General features: G+C 69.4%; 16 protein-coding genes and 1 tRNA gene. 11 read left to right on the top strand and 6 right to left on the bottom strand.

The features are described 5' to 3' along the window. The first annotated feature begins 262 nt into the window (after positions 1–262). Together Phou_RS37470 and Phou_RS37465 are read left to right on the top strand one after the other, a co-directional pair. Positions 263–679 carry a hypothetical protein gene (locus tag Phou_RS37470; protein ID WP_173066318.1) on the top strand — a complete coding sequence of 139 codons (417 nt, stop codon included), beginning with the start codon at positions 263–265 and terminating at the stop codon, positions 677–679. 358 nt (positions 680–1037) lie between these two features. Continuing rightward, positions 1038–1463 carry a PPOX class F420-dependent oxidoreductase gene (locus Phou_RS37465; RefSeq protein ID WP_173066316.1) on the top strand — a complete coding sequence of 142 codons (426 nt, stop codon included), beginning with the start codon at positions 1038–1040 and terminating at the stop codon, positions 1461–1463. A gap of 141 nt (positions 1464–1604) precedes the next feature. Here Phou_RS37465 and Phou_RS37460 read toward each other — a convergent pair whose 3' ends face one another. The 3 genes from Phou_RS37460 to Phou_RS37450 all read right to left on the bottom strand — a co-directional run bounded on the left by Phou_RS37460 (position 1605) and on the right by Phou_RS37450 (position 4327). Continuing rightward, complete coding sequence (locus tag Phou_RS37460) at positions 1605–3563, bottom strand: glycoside hydrolase family 6 protein (protein ID WP_246274162.1); 1959 nt, start codon at positions 3561–3563, stop codon at positions 1605–1607. Positions 3564–3629: 66 nt separating this feature from the next. After that, entirely contained in the window at positions 3630–3860 is a 231-nt protein-coding gene (locus Phou_RS37455; protein WP_173066313.1) for a DUF4287 domain-containing protein, read from the bottom strand. After that, positions 3857–4327: a DUF998 domain-containing protein gene (locus tag Phou_RS37450; protein WP_173066310.1), complete on the bottom strand. Its 471-nt coding sequence runs from the start codon at positions 4325–4327 to the stop codon at positions 3857–3859. The genes Phou_RS37455 and Phou_RS37450 overlap by 4 nt, the downstream gene beginning before the upstream one ends. Positions 4328–4586: 259 nt before the next feature. On the opposite strand from Phou_RS37450, the gene Phou_RS37445 reads away from it, so the two are divergent. The 7 genes from Phou_RS37445 (at position 4587) to Phou_RS37415 (ending at position 9097) form a co-directional block, all read left to right on the top strand. Then, positions 4587–5267 (top strand): DUF998 domain-containing protein, encoded by a 681-nt coding sequence (locus tag Phou_RS37445; RefSeq protein WP_173066307.1) that lies wholly within the window; start codon positions 4587–4589, stop codon positions 5265–5267. 11 nt (positions 5268–5278) lie between these two features. Next, complete coding sequence (locus Phou_RS37440; protein ID WP_173066304.1) at positions 5279–5842, top strand: dihydrofolate reductase family protein; 564 nt, start codon at positions 5279–5281, stop codon at positions 5840–5842. Then, the gene (locus Phou_RS37435; RefSeq protein WP_173066301.1) at positions 5839–6684 is read left to right on the top strand and encodes an alpha/beta fold hydrolase; all 846 of its coding nucleotides are present in this window, start codon (positions 5839–5841) and stop codon (positions 6682–6684) included. The genes Phou_RS37440 and Phou_RS37435 overlap by 4 nt, the downstream gene beginning before the upstream one ends. Beyond that, positions 6659–7234 carry a DUF998 domain-containing protein gene (locus Phou_RS37430; RefSeq protein WP_173066298.1) on the top strand — a complete coding sequence of 192 codons (576 nt, stop codon included), beginning with the start codon at positions 6659–6661 and terminating at the stop codon, positions 7232–7234. Before Phou_RS37435 ends, Phou_RS37430 begins: the two co-directional genes overlap by 26 nt. Positions 7235–7251: 17 nt before the next feature. Further along, positions 7252–7419 (top strand): hypothetical protein, encoded by a 168-nt coding sequence (locus Phou_RS37425; RefSeq protein ID WP_173066295.1) that lies wholly within the window; start codon positions 7252–7254, stop codon positions 7417–7419. 62 nt (positions 7420–7481) lie between these two features. Continuing rightward, positions 7482–7847, top strand: a complete 366-nt coding sequence (locus tag Phou_RS37420) for a YciI family protein (RefSeq protein ID WP_246274402.1) — start codon at positions 7482–7484, stop codon at positions 7845–7847. Beyond that, on the top strand, positions 7844–9097 hold the full coding sequence (locus Phou_RS37415; RefSeq protein ID WP_173066289.1) for an RNA polymerase sigma factor: 1254 nt from the start codon (positions 7844–7846) through the stop codon (positions 9095–9097). Before Phou_RS37420 ends, Phou_RS37415 begins: the two co-directional genes overlap by 4 nt. Positions 9098–9136: 39 nt before the next feature. Here the strand turns inward: Phou_RS37415 and Phou_RS37410 are convergent, their stop codons facing one another. Then, the gene (locus Phou_RS37410) at positions 9137–9562 is read right to left on the bottom strand and encodes a hypothetical protein (protein WP_173066286.1); all 426 of its coding nucleotides are present in this window, start codon (positions 9560–9562) and stop codon (positions 9137–9139) included. Positions 9563–9636: 74 nt separating this feature from the next. On the opposite strand from Phou_RS37410, the gene Phou_RS54735 reads away from it, so the two are divergent. Next, a complete protein-coding gene (locus Phou_RS54735; protein WP_281365137.1) occupies positions 9637–11871 on the top strand; it encodes a helix-turn-helix transcriptional regulator in 2235 nt (744 codons plus the stop codon). A gap of 24 nt (positions 11872–11895) precedes the next feature. After that, positions 11896–11956: transfer RNA gene (locus tag Phou_RS37400), tRNA-OTHER, on the top strand. A 179-nt stretch (positions 11957–12135) separates the two neighbouring features. Here Phou_RS37400 and Phou_RS37395 read toward each other — a convergent pair. Beyond that, positions 12136–14172: a ThuA domain-containing protein gene (locus Phou_RS37395; RefSeq protein WP_173066280.1), complete on the bottom strand. Its 2037-nt coding sequence runs from the start codon at positions 14170–14172 to the stop codon at positions 12136–12138. 39 nt (positions 14173–14211) lie between these two features. Then, positions 14212–18093 (bottom strand): ThuA domain-containing protein, encoded by a 3882-nt coding sequence (locus tag Phou_RS37390; protein WP_173066275.1) that lies wholly within the window; start codon positions 18091–18093, stop codon positions 14212–14214. Between the last annotated feature and the right edge of the window lie 30 nt (positions 18094–18123).

The raw sequence follows: 18123 nt of genomic DNA, 5'->3' as shown, positions 1-18123 counted from the left end.
CCCAGACGGAAATGACCATGACGTTTCGGTTACCTTGGAAAATGCGACAGGTTTTCTCTGATGACCTTTGGTCGGGGGTACGCTGACCGTGTCGCCCAAGACCTCGGCGTAGTACGAGCCCGTGAAGGCCGGACGCCGTGGCGAAGGGAACATACGGTCTGACGCACCGGCTGCGCGATCTGCGCCGAATTCGACCAGCGCCATATGCCCCCAGCGCATTCTTCGTCTCTAGCCTTTCCAGACATCCAGAAAGCGGTGTTTCATGTCCCGGCTGCGCGCTGCCCTTGTTCTTCTTCTAACCACTTCTTCTCTGGTTCTGGTCGCCGTTTCACCGGCCAGTGCCGCCCCCACTCTGGCCCTTGACGTTGGCTCGGTGACCCTTGTCGCCAACGGCGCCGCCGTGAGGGTACAGATCACCGCCACCTGCTTCGAAGGAGACGTAGGTGGCATTACGCCCACCGTCACCCAGGCAGCCGGCGACCGTGTCGCCCAAGGCACCCAGGCGCAGAGCTTCACCTGCACCGGCCAACCACAGCAGTTCTCCATCCTCGTCCTGGCAAATGTCAACGGTGCCCCGTTCCGCACCGGCGTCGCCCTCGTGACCACCCAACTCCAGTCCTGCCCCGGAGCGAACTGCACCACCATACAAACCGATGAGGTCGTCCGTATCCGGCGATAAGCCCGCACGCTACGCACACCACCGAAACCACTCCCGCCGATCACCTCGCCAGCCGGTCGGGCGGCCCTTTGAGAGGCCCGGCCTGCCGGCTGGCATCCCCAGAACCAGACCCCGCACAGACCTCCTGTTCGACATGTGCCATGGACTTCGCGATGTTGTGGCTGGTCCGCGTCAGCCGAACGGCGCTAAACCAACGTCGTCAGTCGGCATCCGCTCGTCAGCGTCAGTGAGTGGATCGGGGCTGAGATGGCGCGGCGCGCTGCGAGTTGGCTCGAATCTTGCGAACTTCGGCCGAGCGCGTGATCAAGCGCGCGCCGGAGGGCGGCTACCGTGGTCTCGTGATAGAAACCATCACGCTATGAGCGGTTTGCCGGATGAACTGCGAGATTTGATCGAGTCCGGCCCGATGGCTCACCTGAGCACTATCAACGCTGACGGGAGCCCTCAGGTGACCGTGGTCTGGATCGGGCTGGACGGCGACGACCTCGTCAGTGGTCACATGTCGTGGTACGCGAAGCTGCGCAACATCGAGCGTGACCCGCGGGTCGTGTTGTCCTTCGATGCGCCTCGGGTGCGCACCGTCTTCTTGAACGAGTACGCCGTGTTGCGGGCGCGGGCCGTTGTCCAACGCAGTGACGACGCGTGGGATCTACTCAACCGCTTGACGAAGGTTTATATCTCCTCAGACACCGAGTTCCCGGCGCCGAAGGGGCCCGGCTACGTCGTGCGCTACTCCGTCGAACGCATCGGCGGTGTCGGCCCGTGGGCGTCCACGTCGCACTAGACCCAGTCGATTCGCACGGATCCGCAGGCAGCTGCCCATCGTGACAAACGGTTTCGCGGGGATGGCTCAACGACAGCCGTGGCGGGCCATGCGCGCGGGCGATGATCGTGCGGCTCGCGCCGGGCGGGGGCGTTGGGGTCGTCAGCCGAGCGGCGGGTGCGCTTTCGCCATCAGCTCCCGGAACTGTGCCGGGAACCATGCGCCGTAGGGCGGTGCGCCGGGCAGCGCACCGGTCGGGCGGTTGCTCCCGCACACGCACGCGTTGTACGTGGGGTCGCACATGCGGTCGAAGGCCGCGCCCGGGATTTGCGTGCTGGCACCGTCGGACTCGCCCGGCGGCTTGATCCAGGCGTAGGCGTCGACGCCCGGCTCAGGCGCCGCTACGGGGCGCTCGCCGAGGCCGGCGCCGGCCTGGTTGCAGTAGTTGCCCTTGTGGAGCCGCCGGTCGATCCGCGACTGGTCGACGAACTGGTTCGAGTCCGTCGACGTCGACGGCCCGACGGGCCGCGTCGGCCCGCCCCACCCGTTGCGTGAGGTGTCGATGACGAATCCGATGTCCGCGGGGAAGCCGAGCTGGACGAGCGGGGTCCGCAGCGCCTGGGCAAAGGCGAACTCCTCGTTGAACCTGTTCCAGTCGATCCACTTGGAGTAGGTGTACGGCTGGACCATCGGGATGAACGGCTCGCGCAGGGCCGAGTAGTTGGCGGTGTTCGTGACGAAGCCGTCCACATTGGCCGGGCTGCTGCCGGACGCCCGGGCGGCACGGGCCATCAACTGCAGGCTGGGACCGAGGTTGTCGTCCCAGCCGATCATGCCGTGATGCGTGACGTCGAGGTAGTTGAAGACGTTCGGCAGCGCGCCGAGCTTGGCGAGGGCGTACCCGACCCCGTCGACGTAGCCGTTGTTGGCCAACATTGTGTTGCAGAGCGGGGTCGCGCTGGGCCGTGTGCCGGTGCTGACGACGAGGTTCGGCAGCGAGTCCGGCTCGATGACGGTCACGATCCGCAGGTCGGCGTACTGCGGGCGGGCCAGGATCCCGGCGATCGGGTCGATGAACTCCGCCTTGTACAAGGCCAGGTCGTTGGGGCCGAGCTCCCCGTCGGAGGCCAACCGGCCGCAGTTGCGACCAGGCAGGTCGTAGAGGACGAGTTGCACGACCAGCGGCTCGCCGCCCGCCTGCACGACCGCCTGGTCGAGGTGCTCGGCCAAGCTCATCGAGCGGTGGTCGGCGTGGCCCCGCCCGCCCGCGATCGAGGCGATGCTGTCCAGCCACACCGCCGTCGGCTGGTGCGCGACCCGGTCGCCGCCGGGCTCGGCCAGCGCCTTCGCGCGCCACTCCGGATCGACGTACACCCGGGCGCCCGCGTATGGGTTGGCCGGCTGCGGCTGCGGCCCGTCCACCCGGAACCGCACCTCCTCGCTCCGGGTCAGCGGCGGTATCCCGTTGTCGTACACGGTGACCCTGGCGACGTGCTGGCCGGCGGGTACGCCTTCCACTATGGTGCCGAACGGCATGGTGGTGTCGGAGCCGACGAGCGTGCCGTCGAGGTGGAAGTCGACGCGGGCCACGCCGTGGTCGTCGCTCGCCGTCGCGCCGAGCAGGATCGCCTGGCCCGACAGGTAGACCTGGTCGGGTGTCGGGCTCGTGACGTGCACCGACGGGGGCTGGTTCTGCCCGCTGCCGCAGGCCACCCCGTTGAGGGTGAACTCGGTGGGGTCGGTGTTCGCGCCGGTGTAGCTCGCGTTGAAGCCGATCGCGATAAGCGCGCCGGGTGCCAGTCGCGCGTTCCAAGGCGCGTTGCTGGCCACGGTGACCTGCCGGCTGCCGACCGCCTGGGTCCACGTCACCGGCCATCCGGTCGTGACGCGCTGGTCGCCGGCGAACGTGAAGGCGAGCGTCCAGCCGTCGAGCGCGTCACCGGTGTTGGTGATGGTGACGGCCGCGCCGAACCTGCCGCCGCTGTCCCAGGTCTTCACGTACGTGACGCCGCAGGAGGCGGCCGCGGCCGCGGGGGTAGGCGCGGCGACGAGGGTACCGGTCACCAGAAGGGCGGTCATGGCGATGGTCACGGCACGACCCGACGCGGCTACGGTACGCATGCACCCAGCGTGACATGGAAATCAATCAATCTCAACGACAGGTCAGCTCTGAGCTGGTCAGGTCACCTAGTCGGCCCGATGGTCGGCGTCGAGCACCGGCGCCTCGCCCTTGAGTACGGCCACGATCGCCATCGCGTGGCCACGTCCGAGGCCATACTCCTCTGCCAGCCAGGCGATGACCGCGGCGGCCTTGGTACCTGGCCGGTCGAGTCCTCGCTCGGCGGCGAGCCGGCGGAAGTCGTGGGGTCCAAGGCCGGTCCTGGCCTTGATGGTGTTGAGGTACCCCTGGAAGCTCATCGATCTACTCCTTTGCTTAGTCGGTGGGCGAGAAACGCGAGCCAGGCAAGACCCGCCAACAACGCCACACGCTCGGCGATCCCACTGGGCAGCGCTGGCCCGTTCACGGCGAACGACGCGGCCGCCATGGCACTGGCCGTGACGAAGCCGAGGGCGACGATGACAGCGAAGACCACACCCCACGGCGGCGTCGCCAGGCGCCGCGTGGCCAGGCAGGTGCCGAACAGGCCCAGGAAGGTTAGTCCGCCGCCAAGGTCGTGCAGTTGGCCGTGCCATGTCGCCTCCTCCGCGTAGCGGGTGCCGGGTGGCGCGTCAGAGACGAAGGCAGCGGCCAGGACGAGGCCGGTCGCCGCGACCGCGACCATTACGGCCGGCCACCGCGACGGTGTGGCGACTCGAACCGGGCGCACGAGAGCAGCCGCCGCCGCGCCCGTGAGCAACAGGCCAGCGATATTGACCCCGCCCATGGGCCGAGGGACAGGTGGCTGATCCAGTGCCGGATGGCGGACACGTCGCTCCGCAGGACGTCTTGGAGTGCAAGTGCGATGACGAATACGGCCAGGGCCGCGATGATTCCACCGGCCCGCCTGCGGCTCATGGTGACGAGGGGCACGTGTACCTCCTTTCCTCGTCTCTTACGTCGCTGTGGAGCCGCGGTTCTTGACATCGCCACCGAAACTTTCTCCGGCGATGTCGAGATCGGCGTGGTCGGCGTGACGTACGGGCATGAAACAACTCGACATCGGCAGTGCCGTGACCCGCTCGATGCTCGGCTGGGGGGTGCTGGCCGGCCCGATCTACCTCGCGGTCGGCCTCGCGTTGGCGCTCACCCGGGACGGGTTCGAGCTGGGCGAACACGCGTTGAGCCTGCTCATGCTCGGCGACGGCGGGTGGATGCAGCGGGCCGACCTGGCCGTCAACGGCCTGCTTTGCCTCCTTGCCGCCATCGGGGTCCGTCAGGCGATGGTGCCCGCGGGCGGTGGGGCCGGAGCCGGCCGCCTGCTCGGCCTCTACTCCCTCGGGCTGTTTGGCGGCGCCGCGTTCGCCCCCGATCCGGTGGACAGCTTCCCCGCCGGCGCGCACGCACACGTGACCGCCTCCGGGTTACTGCACCTGGCGTTCGGGCTGGTGCAGTTCGTCAGCGTCGCGATCGGCGCGCTCAGCCTTTCCCGCTGGGCCGCGGCCCGCGACGACCGCGCCTCGGCGCGCGGCTTCCGGGCGGCCGCGGTCGTCATCCTCGGTGGGTTCATCGGCGGTGCGGCGCTGGCGCAAAGCGCCGGCGGGGTCGCCCTGCTGTGGGTGGCGGTCCTCGCATCGTACGGGTGGCTCGCGGCCGCCTGCCTCTACCTGTGGCCGATCGTGCCCCATCCGGACCTCGGCCGACGTCATCTCGCACTCACCACTTAGGAGCCGCTGATATGCGCACCCTCTTCGCCAGTTACTTCATCAGCCTCGACGGCGTCGTCGACGCGCCCCAGAACTGGCATTTTCCGTACGCCGGCGCCGAGGTCATGGACGTGGTCGGCGACGCCACCAAGGACGTCGACGCGCTTCTCATGGGCCGGCGCACGTTCGAGGAGTGGAAGGCTTTCTGGCCGGGCCAGTCGGGCTACCCACTGGCCGACTTCATCAACAGCACGCGCAAGTACGTCGTGACCGGCAGCGGCGCGGATGTCGGCTGGGCACCGTCCACTGTGCTCACCGGCGACGTTCTCGCCGCGGTGGCCGACCTCAAGGCGCGGCCCGGTGGGCGGATCGCGGTCAACGGCAGCGGGACCCTCACCCGGCACCTGCTCAGCGCCGGCCTCGTGGATGAGCTGCACCTGCTGGTGCACCCGGTCGTCGTCGGCAACGGCAAGCACCTGTTCGAGAACGGCGCCGCGGCGGTGGGCCTGGACCTCGTCGCGACGCGTGCCTTCGCGAACGGAGTCGTGCACAACGTCTATTCCCGCGCCGCCGCCACCGAGGAAGGGGACCGATGAGCCACCGCGTGATCGTCGACCATGTGCGTTCCGCTGACGGCACCCGGCTGGCGCTCGACGTGCTCGGGTCAGGGCCGCCGCTCGTCCTCGTCGGTGGGGCGTTCAGCTTCCGGCGGTGGAAGGGCTTCGTCGAGCTGGCACAGCTACTCGCGGACGACTTCACTGTGGTCGGGTACGACCGGCGCGGGCGCGCGGACAGCGAGCCGGGCCCGGCCACGTCGGTGGCGCTGGAGATGGCGGACCTGCGGGCCGTCGTCGCTCATGCCAGTGGCGGACCGGCGCACGTGTTCGGCATGTCATCGGGCGGCGTGCTCAGCCTGCGGGCCGCCGCGGCCGGCGTGCCCATGCGGAGTCTTGCCGTCTACCAGCCCCCGTTCGTCCTCGGCGGCCGGGTTCCGCCGGCCGACCTGGCAGAGCGGGTGGCCCGGCTGGTCGCGGCGGGCAAGCGGTCGAAGGCCGTTCGCCTGTTCATGACGCGGGGTATGGGCGCGCCAGCCCCGGCCGTACTGCTGATGCGCCTGGCGCCGTTCTGGCGGGATCTCACGGCCGTGGCCCACACGCTTCCGGCCGACCATGCGGTCATGGGCGAGACGCTCGCGGGGCGTCCCCTGGATCCCCAGCCGTGGCGGGACGTTCCCGTGCCGGTGCTGGTGATCGACGGCGGGAAGAGCCCCGCCGGCGCCGGTGCCGCCGCCGACGCGCTCGCCGGGCACCTGCCACACGCCACCCGGCTCACCCTGCCCGGTCAGGGCCACAACGTGTCCATGCCTGCCCTCGCCGCCGCGATCGGCGACTTCGCGATCTCAGGGAGAGCCGATGACCACCGTCGCACCCGTCCGTGACTCAGCCCGGATCCGGCTCACCGCCGGTGTGCTCGCGGCCCCGCTGTTCCTGCTCGTCAGTGCGGTGCAGCTGCCGTTCAACCCGGGCCTCGACCTCACCGAGCACGCGTTCAGCTACTTGAGCATCGGTCCGACCGGCCCGCTACAGCAGGCGAACTTCGTGCTGATGGGGTTGGCACACATCGTCGCGGCGACCGCCCTCGTGCGTGCCCTGACCGGCCGGACCGCATACGCCGCCGCGGCGCTGCTGGCCGCCCACGGGCTCGGCCAGGTTGTCGCCGGGCTGTTCACCCTCGACCCGTCGAACGGCTTTCCCGCGGGCGCGCCGCCGGGCCTGCCGCAGACCGTCACCACCCACGGCCATCTGCACGGGCTTGGGTTCGGCCTCTCGATCGTGTCGTGGTGGCGCTGCTCGTCGTGTTGGCCCGCTGGTTCGCGCGGGGCGGGCGCCGCCTCTCGGGCGGCCAGCGAGCCAACCGCGCGCAAGCCGGCATGGCCTGGGGCTGTGCCGGCGCGGCGGCCGCGCTGGTGGTCACGGCGGCTTGCCTGACGACGCCATTCGGCACCGTGCTGCTCTACGTCGTGCTCACCGGCGCGTGGATCTACACGGCGCTGCTGCTGCGACACCTGCGCGACACTCGCCTCAGTCCCCGGACGGATGCGCCCGGCCCACGCGAAGCCGACCGGTACGAGAATTTCTCGGCGATGATGTCAAGAACCGGCCGCCGCCGGTGACGCATGGGTGAGAGCGGCCCGTCCCAGGGCCGTTACAGCCTGAAGGAGCCACCGTGAAGTACATGTTGCTGGTGCACGAGGTCACCCGGCCCACCGCCGAGCCGCCCGCGGAGCTGTTCGCGGCGATCGGCGCCCTCGGCGCGGAGAACACCGCCAACGGTAGCCTCGTCGAGATCGGCGGCCTGTTGCCGATCGAGGCGGGCGCCGTCGTCCGCCTGGCCGCCGACAGCGTCACCACCACGGATGGCCCGTTCGTGGAGACCCGGGAGCTGGTCGGCGGGTACGCGGTCTACGAGGTGCCCGACGTCGCAGCGGCCGCGAAGAAGGCCGAGGACTTCCTCGAGGCACACCGCAGCACCTGGCCGGGCTGGGAGGGCTGGGTCGAGGTCCGCACCGTGCTCGACGGGCGCCCACCGGCCGGCCAGTGACGACGAACGACACCGCAAGGGCTGTCGAGCGGGTGTGGCGGCTGGAGTCGTCACGCCTGCTCGGCGCGCTGCTGCGCATTACCCGAGACCTCGACCGCGCCGAGGACCTGGCCCAGGAGGCGCTGGCCGCGGCGTTGGCCCAGTGGCCGGCCGAGGGGGTGCCCGATAACCCGGGCGCTTGGCTGATGACCGCCGCCAAGCGCCGGGCCATCAACCATCTTCGCTCCGGCGAGCGGCAACTGCGGGCGTACGCGACGCTTGCGGCCGGCACCGCCGAGGCTTACGACGAGGAGTTCGCGGTGGACCGCCTGGAGGACGACGTCCTGCGGCTGATGTTCGTCTGCTGCCACCCGTCGCTGACCGACGACACGCGCACGGTGCTCACCCTACGGCTCGTGGCGGGCCTGACCACGCGCGAGATCGCCCGCGCCTACCTGACCTCCGAAGCCACCGTGGCCACCCGCATCTCCCGCGCCAAGCGGACACTGCACACCACGGTCGCGGCGCTGGAGGAGCCGACCGGCGCGGAGCGGATAGCCCGCCTCGCCTCAGTCATGTCCGTGATCTACCTGCTCTTCAACGAGGGGTATGCGGCCACCGCCGGCATCGACTGGACCCGGCCGGCACTGTGCGCGGAGGCCGTCCGACTGGCCGCCCTGCTCATCACCGTCACACCCCGCGAACCAGAGGCGTACGGCCTGCTCGCCCTGCTCGAGCTCCAGTCGTCGCGGCTAACGGCGCGCATCGACCCGGCCGGCCACCCTGTGCTGCTGACCGACCAGGATCGCCGGCGGTGGGACCGATCGGCGATCTCCCGCGGTGACGCCGCGCTGCGCGTCGCCCTCTCACTGGGCGGCGGCGGACCGTACGTACTGCAGGCAGCGATCGCCGCCGAACACGCACGAGCGTCCTCAGTGGAAACCACCGACTGGGCGCGGATCGCAGCACTCTACGGCACACTGCACCAGGCGACCGGCTCAGCGGTGGTCGAGCTGAACCGCGCCGTCGCGGTGGCCATGGCCCAAGGCCCACAGGCCGGCCTCACCATCGTCGACGAGATCGAGCCCGCACTACCCGGCTTCCACCTCGTCCCGGCCGTCCGCGGCGACCTGCTCGCGCGGCTCGGCCACTACCCAGAGGCGGCCGCCCAGTTCGACCGCGCCGCCGAACTCGCCGCCAACGGCACCGAACGCGCCCTCATGAAAGCCCGGGCCGACACGTGCCGCCAGCGCGGCGCGACCGCGTCATAGCGCGCTACGGCTGGAAGACTGGGACATCCGGAGCCCGGCTCAGCGCCACCGCTCGCCAGGGGTGAGGACGTACTGCCGGTAGACGTGCGGCCACGGCACCACCGCCAGGAAGATGACGACGAGAAGGGACGAGGTCGTGTACCCCCACGTCTCGTCGTCCATCCGGTCGGAGAGCCACGCGGGCAGGGCCACCGCGCTCAGCCAGATCAGCTTCCAGGCCGACTCGAACAGGAGCAGCGGGAGCATCGTCACGGGGTGGCGCAGGCCGACGAATGCCAGGAGCGATATCGCCGCCAGTATGCAGTAGACGAGGCTCTCTGTCCCTTTCCAAGACGAGTCGTGGTTCAGGACGACCGGCCACGTTTCGATCGCGAGGAAGATTGCGAGCAGGGAGTACCCGAAGCGCAGCGCGTACAGGCGCGGCAATGACAAGGCGACATCTTCCACCAGGGCATTCGTGGTCATGGGCCAACGGTAGGAAGAACGCGGTCGACGCTCATCAGTGGAAGTACGGAGCCGGTACTGAGTACCGTCGTGTCGTGGCCACCCGCAGTCGACGACCGGGCAACCTCCCCGCCGAGGCCACGAGTTTCGTCGGTCGCCGCCGTGAGCTGGCCGAGGCGAGGAGGAAGCTGGCCGACGGGCGTCTGGTGAGCTTGGTCGGGCCCGGTGGCGTGGGCAAGACGCGCCTCGCGCTCCGTCTCGCCACCGACCTCGCCCGCGGGTTCCGGGACGGCGCGTGGCTGGTCGAACTCGGTAAGCTGCGCGATCCGGCGCTGGTGACCCACACCGCGATGGCGGCCCTCGACCTGCGCGACCAGGCCGCCTCCGCACCGAGTGAACTGTTGCTCCGGCACCTCCGCGACGCCGAGCTGCTGCTCGTCGTCGACAACTGCGAGCACCTGCTCGACGCCGCGGCCACGCTGATCGGCGAGGTGCTCCGGGCGGCGCCGGCGGTTCGGGTGATCGCCACCAGCCAGGCGCCGCTCCGGGCTGCCGGGGAACACGTGCTGCCGGTGCCGCCGTTGTCGCTGCCGGCGGACGATCCGCTGGAGCGCCTGCGCGAAAACGAAGCGGTTCGGCTCTTCGTCGAGCGTGCGGCGGCCGCGTCGGGCGACTTCGAGCTCACCGACACCAACCAGGCGGCCGTGGTGGACCTGTGCCGGCGCCTCGACGGGTTGCCCCTGGCGATCGAGCTGGCGGCGGCCCGGACCCGGGTGCTCGCCCCCGCACAGATCCTCGACCGGCTGCACGACCCGTTCGCGCTGCTCGCCCGCGGCACCAGGGCGGCCCTGCCCCGCCACGAGACGCTGCGCACCACCCTCCAGTGGAGCTACGACCAGCTGACTTCGGCCGAACAGGCACTGATGTCCCGGCTGTCGGTGTTCGCCGGCCGGTTCACGCTCGACGACATCGAGGCGGTGTGCTGCTTCGGTGAGGTGCCGGCGGCGCAGAGCGTCGAACTGGTGTCCTCGCTGGTTGACAAGTCGCTGCTGCAGCGAGAGCTCGCCGCGGGCACGGCCGTCTACCGCCTGCACGAGACCATGCGCCAATACGCCAGCTCGATGCGTTCCCCGGATGGCCTCGAAGAGCGCTGGGCGGACCACTACCTGCAACGATGCGCACGATTCGGTGCCGAAGGCCGGTACCGGCTGGTGGAGTGGCTGACATGGATCGAGCCGGAGATCGACAACGTCCGGGCTTTGCTGCGGGCGTTCTCCGCCGACGTGCGCGGCGTCGCTCTGGCCACCAGCCTGATCTGGTACTGGGTCACCCGCGCCACAACCGAGGGCGTCCGATGGCTCGACGAATTCGCTCCCGCGGCGGCGTCGCCGTGGACCTACTTCGTCCGCGGCTTCCTGGCCGTGCTGCAGAGCGACCCGGTCGTCGCCGTGCCGGTGTTGGAGCGTGGCGTGCTCGCCGCTCGCGCGGCCGGGCAGCCGGACGTCCTGTGCCAGCTGCTCGCGATGGCAGCGATCGCGGCGAACATGGCAGGCGACCGTCCGTCCGCCGAACGGCTGCTCGACGAAGCGGTAGCCCTGTCCGCCGACCGGGACGATGTCGGTGCCGCGCTGATGGTGCATCAGGCACGGACCCTCAACGCACTCGGAGACGGTGATCTCGAGACCGCCTGTTCCGCAGCCGCCGACGGCGCGCGGCTGAGTCGCCGGGCGGGCGATCTGTACAGCCTCACGTGGATGCTGCTGAACCAGGGCTTCGCCGCACTGCGCACCGGTGACGCCGACGATGCGGAGCGTCGGTTCGTCGAGGCGCTGCCGATCGCCCGCCAGGTAGACGACCGGGTCGCGCAGTGTTACCTGCTCGGCGGCCTCGGCGCGTGCGCCGCGTCGGTTCGCGACCCACAGCGTGCGGCCCGGCTGCTCGGGGCCATGGACGGGCTGCGTGTCGAGGTGGGTGTGATCGTCAACAGTGGAATGGCACCCGCCCTGTCCTCGGCGACCGAATCGGTGCGGGCGGCTCTCGGTCCAGCGCGCTTCGAGTCCGCGCTCCGCGACGGCCTGCGGATGAACCGTGCCGACGCGCTGCGGCTGGCGCTGCGTGAGGTGGCCGCCCCGAGCCCGAACGGTCCGTTGACACAGCGCGAGAAGAACGTCGCCGGGCTGGTGGCCGAAGGCCTGAGCAACAAGGACATCGGTGCGCGGCTGTTCATCTCCGAACGCACGGTCGAGAGCCACGTGCGCAACATCCTGAACAAGCTGGGCTTCCACTCGCGTACTCAGATCGCGAGCTGGGTCGCCGCCCCCGAGAGCTAGACAATCTCGCGCCGTCGATCCTCAGGGGCAGTAGCTCAACGTCCTAATAGGACGCCGGTCGCGGGTTCAAGCCCCGCCTGCCCCATCAATCAGCGCCTCCGACAAAGATCCGTACGGCCCCACCGCTCGCGGCAGATCCGCTCAGTGCGCGGCGACCTCACGTTCGTCGGCTACGTCGTCCGTTCTGGACCGCAGCGGACGTCGCGATAGCGCAAAAGTCCCCGCGGCGGGGGCGGCGATCCACCGCCCCCGCCGCGTGAACGGTCAGCGGTTGAGGTTCTGCATCCACTCCCGCAGCGCGCGCGCCTGCCGCGCGAGCTCGGAACGCGCCGCAGCGTCGCCGGAGGCCTCGTCGTTCGCCAGGTCGACGATCGAGTTCAGCGCCGGGATGGCGGTGGTGTAGTTGGTTGCCAGGTAGCTGTCCCGCGCGATGTCCAGGGCGGCATCGGCGGCGTCCGCGGCGTCCGCGGTCAGCAGCCCGGCCGCTCGGTCAGCCTCGATCAGCAGGCTGGTCTCGCGGTAGGACGAGCAGTTGGCGTCCGTGCGGTCGGCGGTCGTCTCGATCCCGCCGAGGATGATCTGCATGAACGAGTCGTCGTAGTACTGCGTCCGGAAGTGGCCGAGGATGTTCGAGAACGCCTTGCCACCGCCCCAGTTCTGGCACCACGCGATCGGGTGGTCGCCGTTCATCAGCCGCAGCGGGTTGGTGGCCGCGTTGCCGCTGTTGAGGCTGCGCTGGTAGCTGGCCTCGTTGAGGCTCAGCAGCGTGTGCACGTCGGCCCGCATGTTGCGGTCGAAGTTGTAGAGCTCGTCGACCGTCATCCACCGGGCAGGCAGATGCGCGGTCGCCGGGTGCGTGTTGTCTTCGGTCACCACCTCGGTGTGGATGCAGCTGCCGCACTGGCCGAACCCGTTCTGGCCGTTCGGATGGTTGGTGAAGAACCCACCGACGAGGTTGCCGTACCACGGCCAGGTGCCGATCTCGAACGAGTCGGCGGCGCCGTGGATGCCGACATAGCCGCCGCCCTGGTTCATGTAGGCCTCGAAGTTCGGCTGCTCGGTGCTCGCATTGAGCGGGCCCGGGTGCCCGACGTTGGACTCGAAGACGATCGTGTCGTACTGCTTGAGCGTGTCGAGGCTCAGGAACGGGCTCGTGGGCAGCGTGACGGTCGGCAGTTGCGGGTCGTAGACGTCGACGTTGAAGTTGTGCGCGATGCCGAGCTTCTGGATCGCGGCCACGGTGTGCGGGATGTGGTCGTGCCGGAAGCCCGTCGTCCTGGAGAAGACCAGGACGTTGTAGTCGGCGTCCGGGTTGTGCGGGAGCGGGGCGAGCACCGGGTCCGGGATGAACTTCGGGCCCTCCGCGGGCTCAGACGCGAGGCCCGTCGCGGGCTCCGGCGCGAGCCGGCCGTTGAGCTGGTCGATCAGGTAACGCGCATCGCCCACGAGTGTGCTGCGGGCCGAGCCGGGCGCGATCTGGTCGCCGGCGATCGAGACGAACTCGTTCAGGACCTGGCCCGCGCGCTTGGCCGAACCGGCGTCGGCGAGCGCCTTCGACTGGTCGAGCTTGGCTTGGAGCGCCGCGCCGACCTCCGCCGAGACACTGCCGGCGGTCACGAACCGGCCGATCAGCGTGCCGACGTCCGCGAACGACGTCGTCACGATGAACGTCTGCGTGTACTTCGCGCTGTTGGAAGCAGCGTCGGAGAGATGCACCGCGAGCGTGTGCACGCCGAACGACAGGTCGGCGGTCTGCACCGGCAACGGCGGGACCAGCTTGCCGTCCAGGTACATGTTCAGCACAGCCACTCCGCCCGAGCCGGGGGCGGGGTCCGTGCGCGTCGGGATAAGTGTGGCGACGTGACCGACGTGACCGTCGGTGATCGCCGGGTACGATGCAGCCGGCGCGCGCGTGTCGATCCGGACCGAGATCGAGCGGAACGCCGAGATGTTTCCGGACGTGTCGACCGCGCGGTACCGGACGCTGGTGTTGCCTTCCTGCGTGATCACCGCCGACGCCGTGGCCGACGCCGGCGCGCCCTCGACGGGCACGTCGATGTAGGCGGCGCCGCCGTTGAGCGAGTACTGGAACTTGGCGATGCCGACGTCGTCGGTCGCCGACACGTTCAGCGTCACCGGGCCGCGGTACCAGTTGTTCTGGCCGGTCGGCGCAGCGGGCGACAGCGTCGCCGCGTTGATCGTCGGCGGTGTCGTTTCCAGTGCCCACGACGGTGCCGCGGGGAGCAATGCGGCCGCCGTCACGCAGACGACCACTGCCGATGTTCGAAATCTTCTTCGCATGAGTGTCTTCTCTCTCTTGCCGCTATACGGGTGGGTTCGCTAGCTGCCGATGCCCGTGCCGACGAACTCGGCCCAGTTGAGGTTGAACAGGTTGCCGCCCGTGGCGCCGCCCGTGACTGGGCGGAACACCAGGAACAGCTCATGCGTCCCGGACATCGAGACCGGGAACGTCTGGCTCGTCCAGGTTCCCGTCCCGCCGGTGGACACGAGGTTGGCCGTCGTCACGATCGGGCCGGTGAGCGAGTCTTGACGGACCTCGATTGCCGCCAGCGGCGACCCGGGCGTGCGGCCGGTCGCCGCGTCCGCCACGCGGAACGTGATCGAATCGATGTTGGTCAGGTTGAATGGGCCGTTGAGCTGGAGCCAGTCGCCCGATCCCAGGCTGCCGCGGTGCACGCCGGCGCCGCCGTCGGTGTTGGACGCCGTGTTGGTGCCGGACTGGTTGACGACGAACTCCACCTCCTGGTGTTTCTGGCGGATCTGGTGCTGGCCGGTCGTGGTCAGCTGTGGGACGCCGCCGGGACCGCCGTGGTCGGTGTAGCGCGCCTGGACCACGCCGGAGACGTTGCCGCCGTGTGAGACGTCGTCGGCGACCGTGTGGAGCACGCCCGAGCAGCCGTTGACGGACTCCTCGGCGTGGCCGTGCGCGTCGTGGCCGAGCACGAACGTCACCTGCACCTCGGAGCAGTTCACCGTCCCGTCCTCGGGGTCGGTGACCGTGACCGAGAACGGGATGTCGTCGCCGAACACGAACGTCCCGCCCTCCACCGGCGTATTGACGACCACAGTCGGGCTCGTGTTGCCCACGGTGATCACGGTGCTGGTCGAGGTTTGCTTGCCGGACGAGTCCAGCACGGTCAGCACGGCCGTGTAGCGGCCGGACTGCGTGTAGGTGTGTGTCGGGTTCGGGTCGGTCTCGATCGCCGAGCCGTCGCCGAAGTTCCACTCGTAGCGGATCGAGTCGCCGGGATCCTCATCCAGCGAGCCGGCGCTGGAGAAGTTCACGGTCAGCGGCGTTGAGCCGTCGGTGCGGTCCGTGGTGAGCACGGCCTTCGGCGCGCGCTTGCCCTTGACGTACTCCCACTTGTACATGCCCGCGTCGGGGCTGATGACGTTGAACCCGTTGCCGTAGGTCAGCATGTAGAACGCGCCGTCAGAACCGAACTGCATGTCCATCGGGTTGTCGCACTCGAACCGGAACCTGCCTGCCCCGGCGTTCGCACGGCTGCCGCAATCCAGGAAGTTGTTGATCTTCTGGATCTGGTTGTTCTGATTGTCGAGCTTGACCTCGCGCAGCGTGTCCTGCGTCCACTCGCTGATGATCACCGAGTCGTCGTAGTACGGCGGGAACTTGTTAGGGTTCGGGTTCGCCGGGTCGTAGTGGTACTTCGTGACCCCGTGCGGACCGACGCCACCGGTGAAAAGCTCGGGGAACAGCCGCGGGCATTCGGTCGTCGAGCCGGGCGCGATCGGGCCCGGGGTCGGCGCGTAGTAGGCCTCGCACGGGGTGCCGAGCGGCGTGGTCGTGTTGTTGTCGCGGTAGGAGTACCAGATGTCCGGGTCGGTGACCGGCGGGACGTCCCGGAGACCCGGCTCGACCGTCGGACCGCCCTCAATGTTCCACAGCGAGTCGTTGCGCTGCGTCGGCCCGTCGCAGTCGAACTTCTGAGGCGGGTTGTTCAGCGGCGTGCCCGCGGTGGTGGTGCCGGGCGCGAACTCGTGGAAATTCCACTCGTAGTGCGCGAGGTCGCGCTTGTAGCACGTCGGCCAGCCGTAGTTGGACGGCTTGCGCACGATCTCGTAGCGGCCGGTGCCCGACGGGCCGCGCGAGCGCTGCGGTGTCTGGGCGTCGGGCGAGTAGTCGCCGATGTAGGCCACGTCGTTCTCGTCGACCTGGATCCGGAACGGGTTGCGGAATCCCATCGCGTAGACCTCCGGCCGCGTCTTGTCCTGCGGCGCGCCCCCGACCAGCGGGAACAGGTTGCCCGACGGGATCGAGTAGGCGCCCGTGCCGGAGCCGAAGTCGACCTTGTTGGCGTCGGCGGCGGAGATGCTGCCGTCCTTGACCTTGATCCGCAGCACCTTGCCGCGCAGGTCGTTGGTGTTCAGCGCGCTGCGGCGCGCGTCACCGGTGAGCCGCTGGTACCAGCCGCCCGCCTGCGCCGTGCTGGTGGCGATCGCCGGCGTGGCGGTGCCGGTCAGACCGGCGCCGTCGGCGGTGATCTGCGCCTGATCGGACTGCTGCTTGCCGCGGCGGAAGAACACGTTGACGTTCGACGTGTTGACCGGGCCGCCGCTGGTCTGGATCTCATCCGCCTCGATGTTCGAGAGCGCCTCGAGCGCCGCGTCGATCGCATTGCGATCCGCGTTCCACGCGATCGGCTCCGTCGTCTGGCCCTCGAAGGTCAGCGTGAACGTGCCGCCCGTCGCGTTGGTGACGCGTACGGTCTGCTGCTCGTCGGTCTTCTGCGAGTTGTACGGCGCGTAGCCGCCGCCGTTGATGCCGCCCGCGGGCGTGTCGTCGCCGGTGACCATCCAGAGGTTGCCGTGCTTGTCGAAGTCGATGTCGCCCGCGACATGGCAGCACTCCTGGCGGTTGACCGGCACGCGCATGATCTGCTGCTCGGAGCCCATGTCGAGGTGCGCCGGCGCGCTGTCGGTGGCGTCGACGAACTTGAAGCGGCTGAGCTGGAAATAGCCCACGTACGGGTCCCACGCGGTCTTGGACGCCGCCACGTTCGGCGGGGTGGTGTTCGGCGTGATCTGGGTGACGACCGATCCGTCGCTCAGCTTGACGTCGGTGACCTCCTTCCCCGAGTAGTAGAGGTAGACCCACTTGTTGGTCGCGAAGTTGGCGTCGACCGCCGGGCCGTAGAGCCCGTCCTCGCCCGCGGAGTAGATCTGCTGCGTCATCGGCAGGCTCGGGTCGGCGAAGTTGGCGACGACCGTGGTGACGCCTGTGGTCGAGTCGTGCATGCGCAGCGAGCCGAGGCGATCCGTCTGCAGAACGCGGCCGTCCGGCAGCTGGTCGAAGCCGATCGGCTCCTGCAGGTTCGGCGGCGAGCCGATCTTCGTCTGCTGGTAGTTGGCCAGCACGGTCGCGCCGCAGTCGCTGTAGACCGGGTCGGCCTTGCCCGCGGCCCAGCCGATCGCGCCCTTGAGGTGCTTGGTGAGGCCGGCGTCGAAGCTCGCGGCCGTGTTGCCCAGGCCGGTGTAGAACGAGCGGCCGCCCTGGAAGTCCTTGCACCACGAGACCGGGTGATCGGCGCCCATGGTTCCCCCGGCGATCCCGTCGAGGTTGGCGCCCTGGGGCTGCGGCCCGAACGGGTCCTCGACGACGGTAGTGAGGACGTGTGACAACCCGCGGACGTTCTTCGTGAAGTTGTACCAGTTGTCGGTCCGCGACCAGATTTGCGGCAGATCCTTGCTCGCGTCGTGGACGCGGTCGGCGACCTTCACGTCACCCGATTGCACGCCGGTCCTGCTGGACGCACGCGTCCCCAGGACGTCAGTCAGGAACGACCATGACTCGTCGGTCTCGACCGCCGAGCCGACGCCGACGAAGCCGCCACCGTTGCGGAAGTAGCTCTCGAAGTTCGCGCGTTGCGCGTCCGTGAGCGGGCTCGCGAGACCCGTGTTCAAGAACACGACCGCGCGGTACTGCTCCAGCTTCTTCTCCGTGAAATGGTCGCCTATGTCAGCGGGCGCGGGCGCCACGACCGTGAAATCACCGGTTCTGGCCGCATCCCGGATCGCGGCCACGCCGGCCGACGACACTGCGTCCTGGGTGCTGCGCACCACGAGCACCTTGAAGCCGGCGTCTGGTGGTGCGGCCTTGGCGGCAGGTGCGGACGGCAGCGGCAGCGCCGCTGCAGCGACCAGCCCTGCGAGCCCACACGCGTATAACGTGCGCTTTCTCATTGCGAGGTTCTCCTCCTCTTCCCGATGGAC

The organism is Phytohabitans houttuyneae (assembly GCF_011764425.1).
Lineage (GTDB): Bacteria > Actinomycetota > Actinomycetes > Mycobacteriales > Micromonosporaceae > Phytohabitans > Phytohabitans houttuyneae.
The sequence above is the reverse complement of the archived record's forward strand: the minus strand, read 5'-3'. Positions and strand labels throughout refer to the sequence as shown.